Origin of the sequence: Aerococcus viridans (assembly GCF_001543285.1) — a bacterium.
Taxonomy (GTDB): Bacteria; Bacillota; Bacilli; order Lactobacillales; family Aerococcaceae; genus Aerococcus; species Aerococcus viridans.
In genome coordinates this window covers 320,380-343,100 of record NZ_CP014164.1, presented here as the reverse complement: position 1 = coordinate 343,100, position 22,721 = coordinate 320,380, and the positions used below count along the sequence as shown (strand labels likewise).

26 protein-coding genes and 1 pseudogene are annotated in these 22,721 nt (G+C 39.1%); 2 read left to right on the top strand and 25 right to left on the bottom strand.

Features of this window, described 5'->3' with window-relative positions; all coding sequences use genetic code 11:
* Window positions 1-177: 177 nt before the first annotated feature.
* From AWM76_RS01630 to AWM76_RS01585, 10 genes and pseudogenes are all read right to left on the bottom strand, one after another.
* Window positions 178-714 (bottom strand): annotated as a pseudogene (locus AWM76_RS01630) (DUF2179 domain-containing protein); the annotation flags it as partial.
* 27 nt (window positions 715-741) lie between these two features.
* Window positions 742-1,407 carry an ABC transporter permease gene (locus AWM76_RS01625; RefSeq protein WP_003142226.1) on the bottom strand — a complete coding sequence of 222 codons (666 nt, stop codon included), beginning with the start codon at window positions 1,405-1,407 and terminating at the stop codon, window positions 742-744.
* Window positions 1,407-2,390, bottom strand: coding sequence for an osmoprotectant ABC transporter substrate-binding protein (locus AWM76_RS01620; RefSeq protein ID WP_003142227.1), 984 nt, complete (start codon window positions 2,388-2,390; stop codon window positions 1,407-1,409). Before AWM76_RS01620 ends, AWM76_RS01625 begins: the two co-directional genes overlap by 1 nt.
* Window positions 2,374-3,024, bottom strand: coding sequence for an ABC transporter permease (locus AWM76_RS01615; RefSeq protein WP_003142228.1), 651 nt, complete (start codon window positions 3,022-3,024; stop codon window positions 2,374-2,376). Before AWM76_RS01615 ends, AWM76_RS01620 begins: the two co-directional genes overlap by 17 nt.
* Complete coding sequence (locus AWM76_RS01610) at window positions 3,024-4,244, bottom strand: ABC transporter ATP-binding protein (RefSeq protein ID WP_003142229.1); 1,221 nt, start codon at window positions 4,242-4,244, stop codon at window positions 3,024-3,026. Before AWM76_RS01610 ends, AWM76_RS01615 begins: the two co-directional genes overlap by 1 nt.
* A 303-nt stretch (window positions 4,245-4,547) precedes the next feature.
* Window positions 4,548-4,904 carry a holo-ACP synthase gene (acpS, locus tag AWM76_RS01605; RefSeq protein ID WP_039935343.1) on the bottom strand — a complete coding sequence of 119 codons (357 nt, stop codon included), beginning with the start codon at window positions 4,902-4,904 and terminating at the stop codon, window positions 4,548-4,550.
* Between the two features lie 303 nt (window positions 4,905-5,207).
* Window positions 5,208-6,737, bottom strand: coding sequence for a degradosome RNA helicase CshA (gene cshA, locus AWM76_RS01600; protein ID WP_003142232.1), 1,530 nt, complete (start codon window positions 6,735-6,737; stop codon window positions 5,208-5,210).
* Window positions 6,738-6,996: 259 nt separating this feature from the next.
* Window positions 6,997-8,397 (bottom strand): UDP-N-acetylmuramoyl-tripeptide--D-alanyl-D-alanine ligase, encoded by a 1,401-nt coding sequence (locus tag AWM76_RS01595; RefSeq protein ID WP_003142233.1) that lies wholly within the window; start codon window positions 8,395-8,397, stop codon window positions 6,997-6,999.
* Between the two features lie 126 nt (window positions 8,398-8,523).
* Window positions 8,524-9,576: a D-alanine--D-alanine ligase family protein gene (locus AWM76_RS01590; RefSeq protein ID WP_003142235.1), complete on the bottom strand. Its 1,053-nt coding sequence runs from the start codon at window positions 9,574-9,576 to the stop codon at window positions 8,524-8,526.
* 46 nt (window positions 9,577-9,622) lie between these two features.
* Window positions 9,623-10,402 (bottom strand): hypothetical protein, encoded by a 780-nt coding sequence (locus AWM76_RS01585; RefSeq protein WP_003142237.1) that lies wholly within the window; start codon window positions 10,400-10,402, stop codon window positions 9,623-9,625.
* A gap of 124 nt (window positions 10,403-10,526) precedes the next feature.
* Here AWM76_RS01585 and AWM76_RS01580 point away from each other — a divergent pair, with 124 nt between their 5' ends.
* Window positions 10,527-11,231 carry an SMI1/KNR4 family protein gene (locus tag AWM76_RS01580; protein ID WP_003142238.1) on the top strand — a complete coding sequence of 235 codons (705 nt, stop codon included), beginning with the start codon at window positions 10,527-10,529 and terminating at the stop codon, window positions 11,229-11,231.
* Window positions 11,232-11,312: 81 nt separating this feature from the next.
* Here the strand turns inward: AWM76_RS01580 and AWM76_RS01575 are convergent, their stop codons facing one another.
* From AWM76_RS01575 to cysK, 3 genes are all read right to left on the bottom strand, one after another.
* Entirely contained in the window at window positions 11,313-12,017 is a 705-nt protein-coding gene (locus AWM76_RS01575; protein WP_003142239.1) for a class A sortase, read from the bottom strand.
* Between the two features lie 520 nt (window positions 12,018-12,537).
* Window positions 12,538-13,101 carry a serine O-acetyltransferase EpsC gene (gene epsC, locus AWM76_RS01570; RefSeq protein WP_039935345.1) on the bottom strand — a complete coding sequence of 188 codons (564 nt, stop codon included), beginning with the start codon at window positions 13,099-13,101 and terminating at the stop codon, window positions 12,538-12,540.
* Window positions 13,091-14,011, bottom strand: coding sequence for a cysteine synthase A (gene cysK / locus AWM76_RS01565; RefSeq protein WP_003142242.1), 921 nt, complete (start codon window positions 14,009-14,011; stop codon window positions 13,091-13,093). Before cysK ends, epsC begins: the two co-directional genes overlap by 11 nt.
* Before the next feature lie 263 nt (window positions 14,012-14,274).
* On the opposite strand from cysK, the gene AWM76_RS01560 reads away from it, so the two are divergent.
* The gene (locus AWM76_RS01560; RefSeq protein WP_039935348.1) at window positions 14,275-14,739 is read left to right on the top strand and encodes a GNAT family N-acetyltransferase; all 465 of its coding nucleotides are present in this window, start codon (window positions 14,275-14,277) and stop codon (window positions 14,737-14,739) included.
* A gap of 150 nt (window positions 14,740-14,889) precedes the next feature.
* Here the strand turns inward: AWM76_RS01560 and AWM76_RS01555 are convergent, their stop codons facing one another.
* The 12 genes from AWM76_RS01555 to AWM76_RS01495 all read right to left on the bottom strand — a co-directional run bounded on the left by AWM76_RS01555 (window position 14,890) and on the right by AWM76_RS01495 (window position 22,718).
* A complete protein-coding gene (locus AWM76_RS01555; protein ID WP_420869279.1) occupies window positions 14,890-15,258 on the bottom strand; it encodes a RidA family protein in 369 nt (122 codons plus the stop codon).
* A gap of 1,272 nt (window positions 15,259-16,530) precedes the next feature.
* Window positions 16,531-16,815 (bottom strand): hypothetical protein, encoded by a 285-nt coding sequence (locus AWM76_RS01550; RefSeq protein ID WP_003142248.1) that lies wholly within the window; start codon window positions 16,813-16,815, stop codon window positions 16,531-16,533.
* Between the two features lie 299 nt (window positions 16,816-17,114).
* Window positions 17,115-17,408, bottom strand: coding sequence for a hypothetical protein (locus AWM76_RS01545; RefSeq protein ID WP_003142249.1), 294 nt, complete (start codon window positions 17,406-17,408; stop codon window positions 17,115-17,117).
* A 13-nt stretch (window positions 17,409-17,421) separates the two neighbouring features.
* Window positions 17,422-17,700 carry a hypothetical protein gene (locus AWM76_RS01540; protein ID WP_003142251.1) on the bottom strand — a complete coding sequence of 93 codons (279 nt, stop codon included), beginning with the start codon at window positions 17,698-17,700 and terminating at the stop codon, window positions 17,422-17,424.
* 12 nt (window positions 17,701-17,712) lie between these two features.
* Window positions 17,713-18,066 carry a PA14 domain-containing protein gene (locus tag AWM76_RS01535; protein ID WP_003142253.1) on the bottom strand — a complete coding sequence of 118 codons (354 nt, stop codon included), beginning with the start codon at window positions 18,064-18,066 and terminating at the stop codon, window positions 17,713-17,715.
* Window positions 18,067-18,349: 283 nt separating this feature from the next.
* Complete coding sequence (locus AWM76_RS01530) at window positions 18,350-18,913, bottom strand: hypothetical protein (RefSeq protein ID WP_003142254.1); 564 nt, start codon at window positions 18,911-18,913, stop codon at window positions 18,350-18,352.
* Between the two features lie 14 nt (window positions 18,914-18,927).
* A complete protein-coding gene (locus AWM76_RS01525) occupies window positions 18,928-19,293 on the bottom strand; it encodes a hypothetical protein (RefSeq protein WP_039935352.1) in 366 nt (121 codons plus the stop codon).
* Window positions 19,294-20,169: 876 nt separating this feature from the next.
* The gene (locus AWM76_RS01515) at window positions 20,170-20,634 is read right to left on the bottom strand and encodes a hypothetical protein (protein ID WP_003142256.1); all 465 of its coding nucleotides are present in this window, start codon (window positions 20,632-20,634) and stop codon (window positions 20,170-20,172) included.
* Window positions 20,635-20,649: 15 nt separating this feature from the next.
* Window positions 20,650-21,171, bottom strand: coding sequence for a hypothetical protein (locus tag AWM76_RS01510; protein WP_003142257.1), 522 nt, complete (start codon window positions 21,169-21,171; stop codon window positions 20,650-20,652).
* Entirely contained in the window at window positions 21,168-21,560 is a 393-nt protein-coding gene (locus AWM76_RS01505) for a hypothetical protein (RefSeq protein ID WP_003142258.1), read from the bottom strand. The genes AWM76_RS01510 and AWM76_RS01505 overlap by 4 nt, the downstream gene beginning before the upstream one ends.
* Window positions 21,561-21,604: 44 nt before the next feature.
* The gene (locus tag AWM76_RS01500) at window positions 21,605-21,895 is read right to left on the bottom strand and encodes a hypothetical protein (RefSeq protein WP_039935357.1); all 291 of its coding nucleotides are present in this window, start codon (window positions 21,893-21,895) and stop codon (window positions 21,605-21,607) included.
* 13 nt (window positions 21,896-21,908) lie between these two features.
* A complete protein-coding gene (locus AWM76_RS01495) occupies window positions 21,909-22,718 on the bottom strand; it encodes a bifunctional DNA primase/polymerase (protein WP_003142260.1) in 810 nt (269 codons plus the stop codon).
* Window positions 22,719-22,721 lie beyond the last annotated feature (3 nt).

The window sequence follows — 22,721 nt, the reverse complement described above, 5'->3', positions numbered from 1 at the left end:
CGCTACTTATTCTTTATCTGAGTTTTTATCTGATTCTTGATTTAACTCTTGTTCAAATGAAGTGACTTGTGTTTCTTGTTTGACCTCTTCTTCGAATAAATAACCTGTTTCTTCCACGTACTCTTCTCTTGATTCTACTTCTTCAACTACAATATTGTCGGTTTGTTGGTCTTTGGCTTTCGACCGTTTGATCAAACGCGGGTTTACCCGTTTAGACCAGAAACCGCCATGGATATATTTGGCATCATAAGATAGGTAGAATGCTTTCGGGTCAATTTCATCAATAGTCCGGTGCAAATAGATTTCATTTGACCGCGGGGTTAGGATTGTTAAGATCAATCGGTCACCGTCACGGCCGTAACCTACTTGAATGGTTACCCCATAGCCACGTTCACGTAAGGCGTTCGCTAGGGTATGGTCATCATTTTGTACATAGACTTCGACTACTGAGTAGCCTAGTGCGAGTTTGGTTTCAATTAGCATCCCGCAATAAATCCCTACACCAAATCCTAATGCGTAGACGATTAGGTAAATCGGATTAGATAGGTATTGCATTACCATGGATAGACCTAATGTATAAACCGTTACCTCTACAACGGCTATGATCGGCGCAATCTTTTGATAACCACGCATGGTCAATAGGGTCCGAATGGTATTCAACATGATGTATATCAGGTTGATGAGAAAGATTTGCAGTAATAAGCTCCAATCCATAGTCTCATCCTTTCATTTGTTGCTAGATTATTTGGTTGATGAAGGGTCTAGTCGTTTTTCAATTAGTCCTAACAACCAGTCAGCTAAGATTGACATAAGTGAGATTGGAATCACAGCTGCGATGATGATAGAAGTACCATCTGATGCATTTACACCGCGTTGCAACACGTCACCAAGTCCACCGGCACCAACGAATGTACCGATTGTGGAAATCCCGATACCTGTAATGAAGGCATTACGGATACCACCCATAATAACTGAAAGCGCTAGTGGTAATTCAACTTTATAAATCACTTGCCAAGGGGTCATCCCCATCCCTTTACCAACATCTACCATTGTATCATCTACACTGATAACACCGGTATAAGTATTTCGTAGAATTGGTAAGATTGAGTATAGGAAAATGGTAAATACTACCAAGTTAGGTCCTAGACCCATCACTAACATAACTACTGAAAGTAAGGCTAAGTTCGGCACAGTTTGAATAATGTTGGCTAAACCTAAGATAAAGCTAGATGTTTTACGCTTGTGGGCAATAAAGAAACCTAAGGGTACGGCCACAATAATCGCAAAGACTACCCCGTAAGAGGTCATCAATAGTTGGCGGAAGAATTGTGATAATAGGTACATCCCATTTTGCTGGAAGTAATACACGATTTGCTCAAATAAGTCTAATTGTGTAACGTCAACCATTATTCTTCACCTCCTAAATTATCTTGCGACACTGGTTCAATAAAGGGTTCTGCATCTTCGAAATAGTTATTTTCTTCTAAAAAGCGTTCTGCAACGACTTGAGGTTCCAGTAAGTATTGGTCACTTTGGAAATTTAATTCTTGCATGGTTTCGTCAGAAATTGTACTAGCTAATTTTTGGAAAATGCCATCCAATTCAGGGTACTGTTCGCGTGCTTCATTTGTAACAACTGCAGCCCCATCATATGGTGGGAAAAGACGTTTATCATCTTCAAGGACAACTAAGTCCTCAGAAATGATACGACCATCTGTTGAATAACCTAATACAACATCCACTTCACCAGATGATACGGCTGAATAAACCAAACCGATCGTCATTGGGTACAATTCAGAGAATTCAAAACCGTAAATTTCTTTGAAGGCATTGTAACCATCACCTTCACGATTTAACCAAGTATTATCTACACCAACTGAAAATTCGTCAGCGTATTCTTCTAAGTCAGATACTGTTTCTAAACCATATTCTTCTGCATCTTCACGGCGAACCATGAAAGCATAAGTGTTGGCAAAACCATAACCTGGTGTGTACCAATGCATATCATATTGCGAATCAAATTCTGAAATAACTGTTTCTAAGGCCACTTCTGGATCTGTTTCAGCTTCCATACCCAACTCACCTGTTAGTGAAGTCCCGGTATAGTTTACTGCTGATACGTTGGCATTACCTGTTTCAAGCGCTTGATGGTTCATCGTTGATGAACCCAAGTTCGGAATAATGTTTGTTGGTGCATCAATGTAATGTTGCACCATCCCCTCAACAATATGCCCTAAGATTTGTCGTTCAGTTGTTGATCCGGAAACAATGGAAATACCATTTTCAGATGATCCCCCTAATCCAGGTAATGAACAAGCTGTTAAAATAATTGTCGATAAGACAGCAACAATCGATGTCTTAAGATATTTCATTTTACGCAAGTGATTCATCTCCTTTCTTAGAAGAGGTTGTTGGTGTAACCCATTCCTCTATACGCGCCATCACTAGGTCAACAATGACCGCAAGGATGGTTACAGGAATCGTACCACCTAAAATTAAGTCCGGTCTAAATAGGTTCAATCCGTTAAAAATCATATCCCCTAGGCCGCCACCACCGATATATGAGGCAAGCGTTGTCCAGGCGATAACATATACCGTCGAAAGACGAATACCTGCCATAATAACTGGTACTGCAAGTGGTAGTTGCACTTGGCGAATAATTTGCATCCTTTTCAACCCCATCCCCTTAGCAGCGTCAAGTAAATCTGGGTTTACGTTTGACATCCCTAAGTAAGTATTACGGAGAATCGGTAATAGTGAGTAGATAAATAAGGCGACAATTGCCGGCACCTTACCAACACCTAGGAAGGGGATCATTAAAGCTAAAAGTGCTAACGTTGGAATTGTTTGTAAAACTGACACAATAGAAATCACTATATTAGCTACTTTGGGCACTTGTGAAAGGAGGATACCTAAAGGTACAGCTACAATAACACCTAAACCTAAGGAAATCAGTGACATGTAAATATGCTCCCAAAGTAGGCGAATAACCTCACTACCTTGGCTGGCAATAAACTCTTGCATTATTTATCAGCTCCTTCAGTAGGCGCATCAATTGGGTGAACTGCTGTTGTTTTTGCATTTTCAAATAGGGGTTCATCAGTTAATTTGTCAATTTCTTCCTCGTCACCCCAAATTGAGTTGTAAACAAGGTTTACTAATGCTGAACGGGTAACCAGACCAGTTAAACGACCAGCACGGTCAACAACCGGCATGTTTGGAATACGCCCTTTTAGAATTTGTGTTGTTGTATCTTGCACTAGAGCATCTTCATATACTGGACGTAGATTTGTATGCATTACGTCAGCTACCGATAAGCTTGTGTTTGCACCACGTGAAACCACGTCATTTAATGTTAATAACCCTTTTAAGTGGTGGTCATCATCGATAACAAATAATGAATCGACATGGTTGTCACGCATGATGGTAATGGCTTTACCTAAAGACATACCTAAAGTAGCTGTTAACGGTGTAGTAATCATAATTTCTTTTACTGTAATGAAATCAGTTTGCGCTTGCATTAAGCGTTCTTCACCTAAGAAACCACGTACATGCTCGTTAGCTGGATTACGTAAAATTTCGTTTGGCGTATCATATTGGATTAAGTCACCTTCATGCCATACTGCGATACGGTCAGCTAAGTTTAGGGCTTCATCCATATCATGTGTTACGAACACAAAGGTTGAACCAAATTCCACTTGTAGTTCTTTTACCAATTCTTGTAATGCATCACGTGTAATAGGGTCTAAGGCACCAAATGGCTCATCCATCAAAACGATTTTTGGATTGGCTGCTAAGGCACGAATAACCCCAATACGTTGTTGTTGTCCCCCTGATAACTCGCTTGGGTAGCGGTCTAAGTATTCTACAGGTAACTCAACTCGATTCATTAAACGTTCTGCAATATCTCTGTTTTTCTTTTCATCCCATTTAAGTAAACGAGGTACTGTTACGATGTTGTCGTATACAGTCATATGTGGCATCAATCCTGTTTGTTGGATTACATAGCCAATTCCGCGGCGTAATTCTACTGGATCTTTTGAAGTTGTTGGTTCGCCGTCAATCAGAATTTCCCCGCTTGATGGATCGTGCATACGATTAATCATCCGTAGCGCTGTTGTCTTACCAGAACCTGAAGTCCCAATGAAACATACAAACTCACCATCATCAATTGTCAAAGAGGCTTCTTTTACAGCGGTTGTGCCCCCTGGATATACCTTTTCGACATTCTTGAACTCTATCATTACTTAGTCCTCCTAATTTTTGCCTTTTTATAAAAAAAGTCTCTTTTAACTCTATCAAAATTTGAAAAGATGACCAAATTTATAACAGTTGATTTAGCTAAAAAGGCGACAAATCCGCTTTTTAAAGAAATTAACTTAGCAATTAACATTGTATAAGTTATAAGGAATTGGTCGCCTTTTTATGGCTAAAATTTAAATTTTTGAATATACAATAATTGTACACTTTAAATGTAAAAACTTTGAAAACTGATAGCTACAAGATTTATAACATCAAAGCTAGACTAGTTACTCTTAATTAAACTCTTAGTCCTCAATAATAACCGTTGCAGTAGCATAATGGTCAGTGTGACTGATGGTGATATGAATCGGACTTGTGACCTTATTGCAAATAATGATGGGTTTACGTTGGTCATCGTTAGAGACTTCAATGTCGTGAAAATGTAGCTGACTTGAAATACCTGTTCCGTAAGCTTTGGCGAAGGCTTCTTTGGCAGCCCAACGACCAGCAACAAATTCTATCTGCCGTTTTTCATTATAAATCTCTTGATAAGTGCTGAGTTCTTTATCTGTGAGTAATTTACCGACGAAGCGTGAATTCCCGGCAATCGCCTCCTTAATTCGTGCTGTTTCAACTAAATCTGTTCCTAAACCAATAATCATGGGGCCTCTTCCTATCATCTATTAAATAACTATTTACTTATATTTTAGCGTATCTATTTCAAAACTGCACCTTTGTGATAAGCAAAAAAAACAGGCAAATGAAGTCATTTAACCTCACTTACCTGTTTGATTGGGTCGAAAGTCTATAAGGGTTCGGATGTTAGCCTTTTAAACTTTGCACTGTAATAGGGCTTCAAAAGCTAGACTTGGCCGACACTTCACAAAATACGCTAAACGCTTATAGTGTTTATTCGACTCTTGTTGCAGCGCGGTACAAGTCTAAACGACTATTGTTACACCTTACTAACGAATTTTAAATTCTGCTGATTTGCCTTTTGATTGTTTGTTACCACCGTTTGACTTTTTACGGTCGTAGTTGTTACGGTTTTTGTCTTTAGCGTTACCTTTGTAGCCACCTTTACGGTCGCCTTTGTAGCCGCCGCCTTTACCGTTACGGTCACGGTTTCCGCCAGCATTGCGGTTTGACGCATTACGGTGGAAGTTACGTTTGTTACGGTTAGGTAATGGACGTTCCGGTGTGATTTCTACTTTTACAGAAGAAGGATCTTTCACTAATGAACGAACTAATGCTAAGGCAATTTCGTCTTCAGTGTAGTTTTCTGATAAGTAAGTAATTGCCTCTTGATACATACCTGTATCTTCTACTTCAATTAACTCTTTAACGACTTCAACTACGTTAGACAATTGACCACTTAATGCTTCTTGTGTCGTAGGTGGACGTAGGGCAGACATTTGTTTCTTGGTTAGGTCTTCAATTGTACGTAAGTAAGACATTTCGTTACTAGTAACAAATGTAACTGACATACCTTCTTTACCGGCACGACCTGTACGACCAATACGGTGAACGTATGATTCTGGGTCTTGTGGAATATCGAAGTTGTAAACGTGTGTTACACCTGAAATATCCAAACCACGTGCAGCAACGTCTGTCGCTACTAGGATATCTAATTTACCGTTTTTGAAGTTACGTAAAACGCCTAAACGTTTATCTTGGCTCAAGTCACCGTGGATACCTTCAGCTGAGTAACCACGTTCAACTAATCCACGTGCCACTTCGTCAACGCGACGTTTTGTACGGGCGAAAACGATTGACAATTCAGGATTTTGCACATCGATAAAACGTGTTAATAAGTCGAATTTTTCGTAGTCTTTACAACGTGAATAATATTGATCAATTAAGTCCGCAGTCATTTGTTTTGTTTTGACATGAACAGTTGCTGGGTCATTCATGAAGTTATCTGCAATACGTTTGATCTCTTGCGGTACTGTTGCAGAGAAAAGTAGCGTTTGGCGTTCTGTCGGTAATTCACGAATAATTGATTCGATATCTTCAACAAAGCCCATTTTCAACATTTCGTCTGCTTCATCTAATACCAATGTTTCCACATTGTTTAATTTCAACACGCCACGTTTGATAAGGTCTAAGATACGACCTGGTGTACCAATTACAACTGGTGGGTTTTTCTTCAATAATTTGATTTGGTGTCCGATTGACGCACCACCGTATACAGTTGTTGTGTGGATCCCTTTAAATTTACCAAGGCGGTATAATTCTTCACCTGTTTGCACAGCTAATTCACGAGTTGGTTCAATAATTAGGGCTTGTACGCCACCAGTTTCATGTACTTTTTCTAGTAATGGCAAACCAAAAGCGGCTGTTTTACCAGTACCTGTTTGGGCTTGTCCAAAGACATCTTTCCCCTCAAGTGCCATCGGAATCGTTTGTGCTTGGATGGGTGTTGCTTCCTCAAAACCCATCTCTTCGATCGCGCGAAGCAGTGGCTTTGATAGATTCATTTCATTAAATTTCATCTAGTCTCTCCTTTTTCTACTTGAGTGAACTATTTATCTCTGTGAAAAAGCTTTTCACATAACAAAAATAGCCGAGTATGCCAAATGCATCAGGCTCGACTATTTCCAACTGATATTGATTACTTTAGTAGCAGAATTTCCGCTACTCCTCTAAACATACTCAAGCTAATATAATATAGCACATCTAAAGGCGAGATACAAACGAAAAGCACAAATCTCACTAGAGTTTAATTTAAACACTAACAGGCTTCATGGCCTACTATTCTTCCGGTGAAGCGATTCTTAACGCTTCCACTAACTCAATTAAGCCCATCCCATTACTTGCCTTCACTAAGACCTTGTCCTCTGGCTGCAAAATGGCTTTAACTTGTTCAATCAAGGCTTCCTTGTCTGACTCAATATATGTAATTAAATCTGGATGCATCCCCTTTTCAATCAAAGCATCCACTAGGGGTTGGATACGCGGCCCATATAAAAATACATGCTTGAAGGTATTCAAACCAATAACAGTAGCAATCTCTCTATGCAATTCATCAGAGAAAGCACCCAGCTCTAACATGTCTCCTAAGACTAAAATCTTTTGCGACATGCCTTTTGAAGCAATAGCCGAGAAGTTGCGAATGACAGCTTTCATAGCTGAAGGGCTCGCATTGTAAGTATCATTTAAGATTTGCGTATCTAAAATGCCACGTTCCCACGAACCACGATCAGGCGTAATTGAAAACTCAGCTAAATTAGGACGAACTTGCTCCATTGATAAACCAAATGAGTAGGCAACCCCTAAGGCATATAAGGCGTTCTGTACGTTATAGCCACCTGATAAAGGAATTTCCATTTTTAATTCAGGTGACAAATTGGTATAGAAGGTCGATTGGAATTGATCCATCATCACGTCAAAGGCGAAGATATCATGATCATCATTTAAGCCTATTGTTAAAGTCGATTGCTTTAAATCGGTTGGCATTTGGTCGACAATTAAAGGCTCGTCCCCTGGATAAATAAACGTTCCTTCTTCTTTCAATCCATCTAAAATTTCCAACTTAGCTTTGGCAATATTTTCTCGTGACCCTAGGAATTCGATGTGGTTTTCCCCAATCATGGTAATGACCACAACATCCGGTTCCGCCAATTTACTTAAGAAGGAAATCTCACCAGCACCTGACATACCCATTTCTAGTACAATGACTTCTGTATCTTCTGGCATATCTAGGATGGTTTTAGGTAAACCAATATCATTGTTGTAGTTACCGTTTGTCTTGTGGACTTTCAGGGCCGTCGATAGGGCTGCTGCCGTCATATCTTTGGTAGTTGTTTTACCAGAAGAACCAGTAATCCCAACCACTTTCGGCTTGATCCATCCTAGGTAAGCCTTGGCAAACGCCTGCATGGCAACCAGGGTATCTTCTACTTGAATAATTGGAAAACCAACAGGCGCTTCATTGGGATCGTTCGACCATAAGGCCGCAACCGCCCCGTTCTCAATGGCTTTATCAATATAAGAATGGCCATCTGTCGCACCTTTCAAGGGTACAAACAGGGCGCCTGGGGTAATTAATCGTGAATCGAATTCAACTGAATCAATTTCTGTAAACCGAGCTGTTGATGTGAAATCAATGGCCTCAACAGCTTTTACGATATCTTTAATTTGTGTTGGTTTCATACTTACCTCTCTAACTATTAAAGGTCGCTCATTCTTGCATCCAGCGCCTTAGCTGTAATCGCTTCTGTGATTTAGTGACTATTTAGACTACTTATTTAATGTATCCTATCAGACTTGCTACAGTGACTAGAGTGACTGCTGAATACTTTGTTTCTTATTATAGCGACTTAATCCTAATTGAATCAATTCTTCTAATAAATCAGCGTAAGATTTGCCGCTCGCTTCCCACAAAGATGGGTACATAGAAAATTGGGTGAAGCCTGGTAAGGTGTTGACCTCATTAATATAAATTTCACCAGTTTCAGTTAGGAAAAAGTCCGCCCGCGATAAACCTGACCCGTCTAAGGCTAGGAAAGCCTTACGTGCATAGTCTTGCAATTTCGCCACCGTTGGCTCGTCAATCGCTGCCGGAATGATCATCTCAGTGGTATTTTTCAAGTATTTCTCTTCATAGTTGTAGAAACCTTGCCCTTTTGCTAATTCACCAGGTACTGAAACGAAAACTTCGTCGTTCCCCAAGATTGCTAGTTCCACTTCACGCGGATTTTGCACGCTGGTTTCAACTAAAACACGGCGGTCATAACGGAAAGCTAAGGTTAAGGCTGCTAATAATGAAGCATCATCAATCGCTTCAGATACCCCAACGCTTGACCCCATATTGGCTGGTTTCACAAATACTGGGTATGCCAGTTCATTGGTTACTTTTTCAATGGCCACTTCCTGGTCCTTCTCCCATTCATATGAAGTTAGGGCCACAAATGGCACTTGCGGTAAGCCCGCTTGATTGAGCAAGTGTTTTGAGACAATCTTATCCATACCAGCCGACGACGCTAAGACGCCTGCACCAACGTAAGCCACGTTTAAACTTTCGAATAAACCTTGAATGGTCCCGTCTTCCCCGTTCGGTCCGTGTAGTGCTGGGAAGACGATTTGGTCAGTCCCTTCTAGCAAAACATCAGTAGGCACGATCGCTTGGCCCACTTGGTCTAGCTGAAAGTTTACTTGCGCATCTGGTTTTTCTGTCATGTTGCTACCTTTAAACCAGTGGCCTTGGCGGTCAATATATACCGGTGTTACGCTATGGCGATCGTATTGAATATTTTGCATGATGGCTGTTGCGGTTAAGATAGAAATATCATGCTCCGCACTTTTTCCACCGAATAAAACGATAATTTCCATGAAAATTCCTCCGTTAATTGTCTGTCGTTTTAAAATCTATCAGTTTTTATGCTTGGAAGTCCCAAGTTTCTGTTGTTAAATCATAGGTGAGTCTGCCAAATAATAAATGCAAGGCCTTGTCTGTTTCAACAAAACGCGGGTTATCTTCAGCGAGGTATACGCGAAATTCACGTTTGTTGGCGTCGACATGATCAGCCCCTTCAAAGGTAATGACGATACCGTCGTGACTTAACCGTGCCAAATGACCCAAAATTGGCTTGGCCGGTATGGGGACTGACTTGACTGTTTTCATGACCGTCTTCTTGCGGAATAAAAACATTGGCTTTTGCTCTTGTAAGTCTTCAGTCACTTTTTCAGCTAAGACATAGCCTAGTTGTCTGAAGAAGTCGTGAATGTCACGGTAGTACATTTTAGTTGTTGGGTATGAATTCGGATAGGTTGAACCGAAAAAGGTAAATCGGTTACCCAACTTATAGAAAGTCGGCTGGTTCAACGGTGCATCCATATGGCCTAAAAATAAAAGCTCCGCAATTTCCTGGTCAGATAGCTGCTGGAATAGGGATTCATATTTAAAATCAATCCATTTGGTTTTGGCTTGGACTTCGTTGGCTTGACCATCAATAAAGTCTTTCACAGCCTCGTGTCCGCTCACTATATGGAAACGGGTAAATTCATCAAAACGGCCTAAATGGTTTGGATTCTTGATGAGTAACAAGTTATTTGGTACTGTATTTACCGCACTTGTAAAATATTTCAGACCCACTCCTAATGATTGTACCTGATTCGAGATAGGGTTTGTAAAAATGTATATATAGTCATTTGTCACAGCTGTGCACCTCTTATTCCAGTAAATATTTTATCAAATTACGTTTCAAAACACTATCTTTCGTCAGATAAAAGCTTTAAAATACCAATGATTGATAGTCAAATCTTTAAGGAGGCTTTTCAACATGCACTTGATTGCATCTCCATTGCAAAAACAATTTTACACTTATTTACCTAAATCACCAATATATAAACAGTATTCTATCGCAGATTTACCAATTTCTTATCATAATCTGGTCAACCAACAAAATGGGGGCTACACCTCACACAGTTACGTGGCAAGTAAACGCCCAAGTCGAGACGCTCTTACCGCCGTCTACATCCCTTATATCGCCGGCATGTACGAACAGAAACCAGGCGCCGATTACCACATCCCATCCATCACTAGGCAAGAGGACTTCGTCCACCGACCTAACATTCCAGATACGGGGATTATCTTTTACGAAGATCAAGACCGCGTCGCCTATTTCGACTTTAGTCGAGTCAGTGACAAAGGCGAACCGGCCGTAGCCTATATGGATGTCGGCTTAGATCAAGTCAGCATTTTAGCGCCCGACTTTGCTAGCTTTTTAGACCTATTCGAACACCGGTTTTTAGGACTACCAGCACCAACACTAGTCTCCTATCACCGGGTGAATGCGGCCATCTTACAAGCCAATTCATTCATGGAAATTGCCGATCTACTGGCAGACTACGGCCCCCTTTTAGGGCAAGAATGGCAAAATGACTGGCAAAACTTGCTGGCTCATTTCGGTACAAAACCCTTCGGCCAATTCCAAACAGCCTTGAACACTTATAGCCAAGGCCACAAATCAATTTTATCCTTATAGGATGCTATTCAAAAACGGCTAACCCTTTACAAGTGGGCTAGCCGTTTTTTGTTTCTATTATTTTATCATTATTGGTATGTACTATTGAAATAATGCTTGCACTTCAGCTGGCGCCTCTCCGAAAGCCACTGTTTCGGTTAAATTCCCTTGGACAATCCACCGTTGAGTCAAATCAGCTGTACACGTCATCAAGGTGACAATAGGATCACCCGTCATTTCTTGCGAAATATATTGCACTTGATCAGGATTCACTGCTTCAACGAAGAAAGTTTCGTATACGTAAACGTTAGTCAAATCTGTCAGGTAAATTTTATCCCCAACCGTCACAGAATCTGAAATATTATTCAGTAAGATATCTGTCCCGTAGCCGATGTGGTGGCTAGCTAAAGTATAATTCCCCTGGCCCATAACTTGGTCTGGAAACATGGTCCCTGCACCCGACACCATAGCCGCATCAGACATGCCTTTAATGACCGCGGTATTTAAATTGGCATTAGGGATAGCGACAGCACCCAAAATATCCAAGTTCGCTTCGCCAGATTCAATATCTGACCGCACTTGGTTGATTTCTACCGCCGACACATTTCGGACCTCATTGAAATCAAACTGGCCATTTGACTGGTCCGACGCATTTTCTTGTAACTCTTCTGCCGTATAATTTGCTACCGCCACATCCTGCTGGTTTAAATATACCTGTACCACTGGCCAAGCCTGGTGGACCATAATGACTATCCCAATCCCCAATAATATCAGTCCTAAAAACCGACGAAAGCCCAATCTTCTCATCAATAGACACCTACTTCCCATTCACATTAAGTTCTAGACTCATTATCCCACATATTACAACCATCCGCTATCCAAGTCTTTATCATAAATTCCATCCACAGACAGGATTTTAACTTTCCACCAACTTATTCACACCATTTGAAAAATACCACCCTTATTTATCAAGTTTTCAACCGTTTTCGCATAAGTTTCCCACAGCTTGTTGATAAGTATCCAGATATTTACACAAATTTTACACAAAAATACCCCCATTTACACACATACTTATCCACAAATCCACAGACTCATACACAATTTGCAGGCAAAAAAAGACACTTTTGCCTATTGTACTGTGGATGAAGGTGGTTTTAACCACACATATCCACTGAGTCATGAAACTTATCCCCATTTTGAGAATACTTGTAATATCGGGTTCCAAAAGTCAGAATTATCCGACACTTCCCAAAATACGCCAATTACTTGCAGTAATTGTTTTGGTCCAGCGCGTCAATTCTTAGCGACTTTTGTCACATCTCTTATGTTAAATACTATATTCCCCAATCCAGTTCCAATTCTTGTCATGTAAAATTATGCGAGCAGGTACCCCAACGGCCGTCGCATAGGGTGGCACATCATGAATCACAACAGCATTGGCCCCAACTTTGGCATGATGGCCAACTGTGACATTACCTAAAACAGTAGCGTTAGCCCCCACTTCAGCGTCGTGTTGGATGGTTGGATGGCGCTTTGCCCCCTTGTCATTACCAGTCCCGCCTAAAGTGACCCCGTGGTACAACTTGACCCGGTCGCCAACAATAGCCGTTTCCCCAATGACAACGCCCATGCCGTGGTCGATAAAGACGTTTTCTCCAATTTGGGCACCAGGATGGATTTCAATGCCTGTATCCTTTCGAGTGGCTTCTGCCATTTTCCGGGCACCATAATAGTCTTCTTGTAAATACAAGTCCCGCTCGGCGATATGGCGGACCACTGCCTGAAAACCTGGATATAGAAAGACTTCTTCTAAGGAATGGGGCGCTGGATCGTTGTCATAGATATATTGGGCGAAGTCGCGGTGGGCTTCGTTTAATTCATCACTCAGCATGCCCATCACCGAATTGGCCGGTTGATAGGTAACGTTCACCTGAATCTGGTAATACGGTGACAACAACCTTACCTTTACCTAACTCTTTAGCGAGTGCTTTTGCCGCTACATAATTAGCACCTGAAGAGAAACCAGCGAAAATCCCTTGAGTAGTCGCCAATTCTTTGGCTGCCGCAATCGCATCTTCATTTGAAACAGTCGCTACTTTGTCTAAAATAGATTGATCTAAAACTTTAGGAATAAAGTTGGCACCTAACCCTTGAATCTTATGAGGACCTGCCTTACCTTCAGTTAATAGCGGTGAATCACTTGGCTCACCACCCCAAATAACAGTAGCTGGATTCTTCTCTTTTAAGACATGACCAACACCTGAAACCGTACCACCAGTACCGATACCAACCACAAAGCCGTCAACATTCGGTAAGTCAGCTAAGATTTCTTTGGCAGTTGTTTCCTCGTGGGCAGTCACATTGGCTCCGTTTGTAAATTGACCAAAGACCACACCATTACGTTCAGCCGCAACTTTTTCAGCGGTTTCACCAGCCAATGCCATACCCCCAGATTTATCTGTCAAAATCAGTTCCGCACCATAAGCTTGGATCAATTGACGACGCTCGATACTCATTGATTCTGGCATCACGATCACGACATTAATGCCTAAAGCCGCACCAACCATAGCTAATCCAACACCCGTATTACCAGAAGTTGACTCAACAATCGTTCCGCCAACTGATACTTTGCCTGAATCCAACAAGTCTTGGACAATGTATTTTACTGGACGGTCTTTTACCGAACCTGATGGATTATTCTTCTCTAATTTGACATAGATATCGGCAGAATCTGCATCTAAACCATTAATTTTGACCAAGGGTGTATAACCAATCGCGTCTACAATATTTTCAAATAACATAAAATTCCTCCATATATAAAATCATTGTTATCATCTCAAATCTTGCCTTTAGGTCTTTAATTAGTCCTTTGAAAAACAAGTTTTTCTTTCTAATCGAATAATACCCTTTTCATTAGCTATAAGCAATTGTTTCGCTCACTTTAGGACTACTGAATAATTGAAGGATTTTGATTGTATTTGTCTATCAGAAAAGGGGGGATAACCACTTTGACAATAAGAATTAAAGGCGTATCATGGACTTATTAAATCTCTTGGAGGTACATATGGATATTCGATTCGCACAGGGTAAAGATATTCCTGATATTTTAAAACTACTAGAACAAGTCAATTTGATTCACCACCAAGCTCGGCCAGACATCCTGAAGGAAGCGCCTAAGTATACTTCGGATGAAATTGCGAACATTATTGAAGATCCACAACGCCCACTTTTAGTCGCCGTTGAAGGCAATCATGTACTTGGTTACATGTTTGGGATTTACCAAGAATCCGCTGAAAGTGCGTTTCTAGTTGGCGAGAAATCCTTATACATTGATGATATCTGTGTTGATCAAAACGTCCGCGGCAAACATGTCGGCCAAGCCCTTTACCAAGCCACTAAAGAATTAGCCTCTGACACCGGATGCCGCCGCATCACCTTAAATGTTTGGGCCTTCAACGAGTCAGCCAAATCCTTCTATGAAAAAATGGGCATGCAGTCCTTTAAAACAACGCTAGAAGATATCTTATAAATCACCACAGCGACTTAACAGACATGTTAGGTCGCTTTTTTTGGAAAAAGATTTTTTTTTACTATCAAAAAAGAGTAGCCTCCTTTTGGAAAGCTACCCTCGCAAATTATGCATATCTATATTTAATGAATTTTCAATGGTTAACCTTCATTAACCTTCGACGGCAACTGCTTCGATTTCAACAAGCGCGCCTTTTGGAATTGCTGCTACTTCAAAGGCTGCGCGAGCTGGTGTTACCCCTGTGAAGAATTCAGCGTAAACTTCGTTCATAGCTGCGAAGTCATCGATATTGTCTAATAAAACAGTTGTTTTCACAACGTTAGACAAGTCTAGACCTGCTTCCGCTAGAATCGCTTGAATATTTGTTAAGGATTGGCGAGTTTGTCCTTGAATGTCATCCGCCGCAAATTCACCTGTTGTTGGATCAATTGGTAGTTGGCCAGATACATATACCGTGCCGTTTACACTAATTGCTTGAGAGTATGGTCCTAAAGCTGCAGGCGCCTTTTCAGTTGCGATCGTTTTTTTGTCATATATAACATCTCCTCTAATTTAATTTTAATAAAGCTAGGTCTATTATCAACTAAATCAGTGAAATTGTCGATGGTTTACTCCAAAAATTAATGACGGCCGATTAAACCAGTTTACTGTTTCAGGGGCGTAGTAGTCGAAAAGGGCAGATGCCACCATATGCAAGGCTTCGATTTCAGCCACATCATCAGCGCTCAATTCAAAGTTGAAGACAGCAATGTTTTCACCCAGTTTTTAAAGGTATTTGGAACGTCTATGATAGACCGCATATCTGTAGCGATATTGGCATGAATCTCCCGGTCCGCATACCGAGAGATAATGACCAAATCCTTACTTTGGTCATTATCATATGGTTATTAAAGGAAGGGGTCGATTGCTCCACCCTCAAGTAGCGCATCACTCGCTAAGCGATTACCCACTCTAGATACAGTACTTTGGTAGCCCATTAGACAGTAGTAGTATTAAGTCAGGATCTCAATAAAGGGCTTAATCCCCTTCCCGTCACATAGGGCATGGTGGAAAGACATATAAATCGATATTTGATAAGCGTAACCAACAGCAAATAGTAACTGTTGGCAAATCCACCCTGTTGTGGCAGGTTTTTGACTTTTGTGCAAGTTTGTTTTACCTTCAATAGTAGCAGATATGTTAATCAAAAATTTGTTTATGGTTGTTGTTCAGAATCGTAATCATTTTTCCATTGTGTTTGTCCTCATAAAACACGCCGTTACTTTATGAGGACTACTATAAAGACCAAGTGTTTGCGTAATAAGTGCAAAATGTTTACGAAAGGTTAATTAGGTAAAATTCCTATAAAAGTTGACAGCTGCCATAAATTTAGCCAATAAAAAAAGAGCACCCGACATGGGTACTCTTGGAAAATATGGGTGACATAAATGTCACACTTGATTTTCTTATGCTTCTTCTGCGTTTTCGTCTTTGAAACCGTATTTTTTGTATGTTGGTGTTTTCCAATGCTCCATGCTACTACAAACCCTTATGTGATAAGGTTTATAAGAAAATACGTTTTCTATGGAATGCTTAAAATTTTAAAAAAGATGGCTAAAAAGATGGCTATATTCATTGTTCGTACGCCTATACTATGAATGAATTTCACAAACAAAATATAGATTCTGTGAGAATGATTTATAGGTGTTTTAAAATAACTAAGTGGGTACTTCATCACTTCATTGTCTGTAAATTGCTTTCCCCATCACACATATATATGTGTTCCCAGCTACCAATGAATGGTGGCTTTTTTTATTGTCGATTTTCAAGCGTGCTTATAATATCTTCATTATATATGATTTTGGTTTGCTTCAATTCTATCACGATTAGTTCATCATAGGTAACTACCAACAAAAATATATCAAGTTTGAAACTATCACGCTTGGGGACGGATAAGTGCCACACATCCGCTTGCTTATAATTGAAGATTATTCTATCAAAATAAGTATAGTTTGTATTGGGATGATACCCTTTTTTATTCAAAAATGATTTTATATTGAAGTTATGATTGATTTTTTTAACTGCTATAATCTCCATAATTTACCACCTACCAAGATTATAGAACATTAGTTCGTCTATATCCAATATTTATAAAATTTTGATGGTTTGTTCAAAAACGGGTCAATTCTTGCCACCCTCTTGCTTGTTAAATAATCAAGAAAGCTATTTACCTTGGATATATGTAAAACGCCTTAGAAAGCAAGGAAATGGCAAATATAGGTATATACAAAAATATAGGTATTTGAATAATCTATACTCCTAACATTTTATTGCCCCCCACCATCTATTGATGGCACAAAAAAAGGAGCAACCATTTCAAAGGCTACTCCAGCAAGCTATAAGTATGTATCAATCAAATACATTTCTTCAAATTCATCATAATTATTTTTTAGTTCGATAATCCCACTCATGAATGAAGTCGCTTCATCTTCAAATAGATACACGCTACCAGCTCCATTTGCTTTGAGTGAGTATTGCCACGATGGAATGTTCTCATGGTGGACTTTCCAAAATTGATAACTATCCAATTCATCTTGGTAAATGTCAAAATCTCCGAAGCTATAAATTAGCGTATCATTTTTGTATTGGTCCATATAACTACTGTATTTTTGAAAGTGTTGTTGGTTCATTTTTCCACCATCCTTAGTAAAATCTATAATCTGAATATGTTTGTAACCCTACAAGGCAAATATCATCTATTGTCCTTTTGTAGTTATCGATTGCTTTAGATACCGTTTCAATATCGGTCAATTCCAGTCCCTTGCCAGTAAATAGAATAAGCGTGTCATTATCCATGTAACTGATACACTCATCTTCGCTTGGATGAATCTCGCACCAGATCGTGTTACTGATAGGATTGAACACCATTACTTTAATACCAGTATTTTGATTGTAGATAGTTACTGCTTTTTCAATATCCATTACATACCACCTTTACGCTGGTACGATAATTGTAGGTAACCAATGTTCTGTTTTATAAGGATATTCAAACCCTCTTGCAAGTGGCATTGGTAACACTTTACCATCCACCATATAAACAATTTTTTCAGTTGATTTGAAAGAAAGTTGATATTCTCCAATTACTTCTACCAGCAAAGTAGTAGCTTCACTATTCCATCCAGTCCATAAAATCACATTAGGATTACTTGGAAATGAAATTCCAGTACCTACTTTGATGAAGTCAAATTCAAACCGTTCAAATATATCTTCTATATCGCAAAAAGATAGATGATTCAGTTCTTTCAATTTATTGGCAATTTCATTCTTAATCAATCGTTGGTTACTCATTTTTTATATACTCCTATCTAAAATTGTAATAGTGTTCTTACTTCTGAAATAGGTAATCTTAAAACTCTAGCAACATCATCTAGTTGCATATCTTGGATATATACCATTCTTACCGCTTAGCGTTGCTTATCGTCTGGGATTGCTCCTACTTGATTGATCAGCACCAACTTGGTTTGGATATATCTCTTGTTTATATCAGCGTTGTTCCCACCCAATCTTTACGCCCTAATCTGAATCTACCTACTATATAATTACTACATTTACTTAGCCAAAACCTCAGGCATTACTTCAACATAGCCATTAGTTCATCTTCGGCATTATTCAATACACTGATTTTTGTTTGTTTGGTGGTTTCCCAATCATCGCTGGTCAGTATATCGTTAATATCGGTTTCGGTTAAATCTAGGCTAGCAACTTCATTATCTGATTGCTGCTGCTTTTCTGCCTTTTTGTGCTGGTCGATGTAGTAGTTGATTTCTTGTATCTCACTATAAACCATAACTTCATAATCGCTTAAATAATCTTGTTTTAAAAGGGTTTTAAGTGTCGGGTAGTCAAGTGTAGGCAACAACTCTTGAAATAGCTTATAACGCAATTTAAGGGCGCTAATTTGCCTGTCTAATGATTCTTGATCCAATACCAAACGAATAACGAACCGCTCAATATCCATAGCTTGCGTATAATCATCTATTGAAAAACCATATTGTGAAGTACCTGTAAATGATTGCATGCTATACGCATATAATTGAGAGTTACGGCGTTCTGTTTCAAGTCGTTTAATCTTATATGGCAAGGCTATATGTCGCCTGATATGGTACTTAATTTCTTTGTCAGTTGCGCTCTCCATGACTAACCCCCTTATTATCTGCTCGTATATTCTTCTATGGTTTCTTCAAAATAATGGTCATACATCAGCATGCAAACCTGTGTCATAAGTCGATTGAATTCTTTTCTAGTGATTCCCACCATGTCGCAATAATCATCGTATTTCATGAGTTTATTTGTGTAGGCACTCCCTACATGTCTTTTATTTCCGTACGCTTCAACTATTTCAGTATGTTCATAAAAGAAACTATGTATAAATTGCAGCAATGGCTTAGGTGCATTCTTTAAAGCGGTCATAATTTTTTTATAATCGTTGATTTCAAACTTACTTAGTTCATCTTTGTGCATGGCATATATCTTCCATCTTTTCAGCACGAATTTAGGTCTACTATAAAATGACACCGTTCAACCTCCTTCTTGATAATGAGTGCATCGCACTGGATAGGTTAGCATTATGAGTTATTTTTCTTCTTACGGTAGGTAATCATCTTGTCTTTAAAATAGCCTTTGTGGTTAGCACGCCATTCTCTCTGTGATAATTTCCGCCCCTTTTTCTTGCATGGATCACTACAATATTTAGCGTTATTTGTAGGGGCTTCAAAGTCATTACCGCAAATAGTGCATTTCTTTATCATTTTTAGTTCACTTCCTTTACTTTTGAATGTTTTAACGTGCGAAAATATGAGCAGTACGGCATGAAGTCCTTAATTTGGGGTGGGGGTAGGATTCCCTTGCCCCGTGTTTTTAAACGCCTTAGAACGCAAGCATTTGCCTTATTTGCCTATATTTGATTTCGTGATTGGTAATCGTAATAAAGTTTTTTTAAATTATTTTTTTATAGATTATATCCTCAATTTGTAACTATCTAAACTCGATGAGCTGGTCGAAACATTGCCACAATATTTTTTAATCATCATTATATTTTTGGTTTCCGTCTAGCTATGTTTATACTGCTGGGGTTAGCCAACTGGATAGGTCAACTGGATAATATAAAAGATTATTTAAATAAATAAAATAATAAATAAATAATTATCTCTCAACTCTGTATAGATGAACCGCTGTGAGGCGTTGTGTGGTGCATGGTAGACCTAGGGTGTGGGTAGTTGGGTGGCTGGTGTATGGTGTATGGTAGGGTGTCGGTGTATAAGTAAGGGGTGGGGTAAAAATTAAAGCTCCCTCGCTATATACCAGTACCCCCCTATATCTCATACATCGTGTGCCATACTGCTGTACATCATATAAAGACACAAGCGATATGATTCGCCTGTGCCTAGTGAATTACCCTAATAAACCTTTCAGCATATCCTTCAAAGCGTTGTCCTTCTCTTGTTCATCTTCCGTCTTTAGATTGTTGGCATGTCGGACTGTTTTCTCGATATGTTCCTCAGCCTCGGCCTTAGCCTTGGCAATTTCTTGCTGGGCTTTTTCCTCGTTCTTCTTGACTAAAAAATCATCATAAGACTTCATAAATTCCTGAGCTTCAACTCGTTCGGCTTCAAGTTCTGCCTCTCTAATTGCGAACTGTTTAGAATAGTAGTCCTGTCTAGCAAGTTCTTTAACTTCGGCTAATTCTTTCATAGTATCAACGTCTACATTCCCATCATCATCAATATACAACTTCGAACGTTTTTGGTTGTATAGCACTTGTTCCGCTGGAATCATTGATACATACTTCTCATATTCGGCTAGTGCTTTCGCTCTTGATGGATCAGTTACATAAATTGGTTGTTGGTTGTCTGTCATAAATAATTATCCTTTCTATTTAACAATTTCTTTGTATACTGGGCTGGCTTGGATATAGGTATTAAAGTAGGTCAGCTTGAAGCCGTCTTTGTTAGCTGGTAACCCAAGTGATTTCAGATTATCGTTTAACTCTCTAGTATAGCTAGCTTGTTCACTGGCAATTTCTTCTATCTTACTTAATAACTTGCTGACTTCCGCCTCTGCTTTTTCTTTGTTGGCTTTCGCCTCCGCCAATGCTTCATCACGAATCTGGTTATATTCATCATCAGTCAATAAAGATTCATCTTCTAAGCTATCTAATTTCTGTGCGAAAAAGTCTTTGCCATCCTGTGCCAATTGCAATGCTTTTCGGGCTTCACTATAAGCGGTTGGGTCATCGCCTAACTTGGCTTTATCCAATTCATCAGTGGCTTTTTCAATGTCTTTAATTGCTTTATCTAAACCAACTTGCAAATTATCTTTTTTGGCTTGAAACTTTTCTTCTGATTTGGCAATTGCATTCTTCAACTCTTGCAGTTTTGTATCTGTAATTTTCATTTATATAAATCTCCTTCATTAAATACTTCATAATCATCATTCTTCACGATATATTCTGCGAATTGATGAATATCAAAGATGTTCCCGAACTCTTTAACCTCGTTATCTTCCATAAACGTCTTTAGTGTCAAGTAACCAGCCCCGCCATCTCTTTCAGCATATTTAATCCCATTCAATCCCTCATAAGCATGAATGTTTAAATCAAATAGTGGGTGCACAATCCATTCGCCTTTATAGATAAAAGTAACATGAGCCGATTCCTTAAATTCATCTTCATCTTTTACTACTAAAATATCGCCAACTGCTATTTTTTGTCCTAATGAATCTTCTTCTTTGAATAAATTTCTGTAAAAACCTCTATCGTATAAATCTTCCAAATCTAAGTTCATATATAAATCTCCTTCATTAAAACATTGGTAGTAATAGCAACAATTTACAAGCCGAGATATGGTGTGCTTTCAACAATCAAAGTCTTTAACAATGATGGCTTTGAGTTTCGTGTTTTAAGTAAATAGTCTGCATGTAAATCTGCATAAGACTGTTCGATATGAGTTAAATCTTCTTCAGCTTCATTCAATTTTTGCTCTAAGTGATTAATGTATGCAGATTCTTGTTTGAGATGATTTAGGACAAATTCCACATCATTTTGCTCAATCGTTCCGCTTTCGATAATGTTGGCGATTTTACTCGCATTTTTAACCATTTGCTTTTCTAATTGGTCCATCATAATTTCTCCTTTAATTTGCACTATTAACAGTTGCTTCCCATTCTGATTCTGTGAACACATCCCCATTTGAATTTTTATCTCCGATGAGAATCTTTAAGGGTTCTAAGTCCAAGTTGTATTGTTTTGCATAAGATGAAGCAAGGAACAGATCATTGTTTCTCATGACACTTTGACCGTCAATGATTCGCTGGTAGGCTTCTTTACCTTTTCCGCCCTTACCGTTCTTACTAGGTAGATACGAATAATCTGTATTACTGAAAACATTCTTAACTGAATACTTTGCCATTATCTGCTCTTGAAAATTACCCTTTGTTGAGAAGATTCTATTTTCAAATTCTCCATCATAGAACGCTGGTGGTTTTTCGTTGTTGGTGTAAGTACCTTTACTTGTAACACTTCCAGCAAAAACGAAGTAGTTATTGTTATGTGCTTTAATATCTACACCATCAAGGTAGCCCAATTTTTGGCCATAATTTACATCATTCTTCTTTTTGAATATTAGGTGCAAGCCACCAGATGGAGTTACTTGTCTAAACGTGTTTGTCGCATTTTTCAGTATTTCTTCAGCGAATGGATTGGCTTCAATACTTTCAAAACCGTTTTGTCCGTCTTTATGGTCTTTGTCTATATCGATACACCATAAGTCCCTAGTTAAACATCCAAGTACAGTAGTAGAACGGTACAAGTTTTCGTGGGTATTAACAAATTCTGGTGTGATTGGTACATCCCTAAAAGTAACAATACTTTTTTTGTTATGGTCTAATGGAATTGTCTGTATACCTTTTTCAGCTAGGTATAAAGCACGTTGGTACATATTCATTTC